The 348-nt window shown below is 64.4% G+C and carries 1 protein-coding gene; it reads left to right on the plus strand.

The window, feature by feature from the left end; translation table 11 throughout:
• Positions 1-348: beta-ketoacyl synthase N-terminal-like domain-containing protein (locus JK363_RS41770; protein ID WP_201883537.1), on the plus strand; the 348-nt coding region annotated here is incomplete at both ends.

Below are 348 nucleotides of genomic sequence, written 5' to 3' on the forward strand. Positions count from 1 at the left end.
GGTGTGGACGCGGTGTCGGAGTTCCCCACTGATCGGGGGTGGGATCTGGAGGGGTTGTATCACCCGGATCCTGAGCATCTGGGTACTTCGTCGACGCGTGCGGGTGGGTTTTTGTGGGATGCGGGGGCTTTTGACCCGGCGTTCTTTGGGATGAGTCCGCGGGAGGCGTTGGCGACGGATGCGCAGCAGCGGTTGTTGTTGGAGGTGGCGTGGGAGGCGGTTGAGCGGGCTGGGGTGGATCCGGTGTCGTTGCGGGGGAGCCAGACCGGTGTGTTCGCGGGGGTGATGTACAACGACTATGCCTCGCTGCTGGCTGGTGCGGAGTTTGAGGGTTTCCGGGGTAATGCG

The sequence above is a fragment of the Streptomyces coffeae genome, from assembly GCF_016741875.1.
GTDB classification, from domain to species: Bacteria; Actinomycetota; Actinomycetes; order Streptomycetales; family Streptomycetaceae; genus Streptomyces; species Streptomyces coffeae.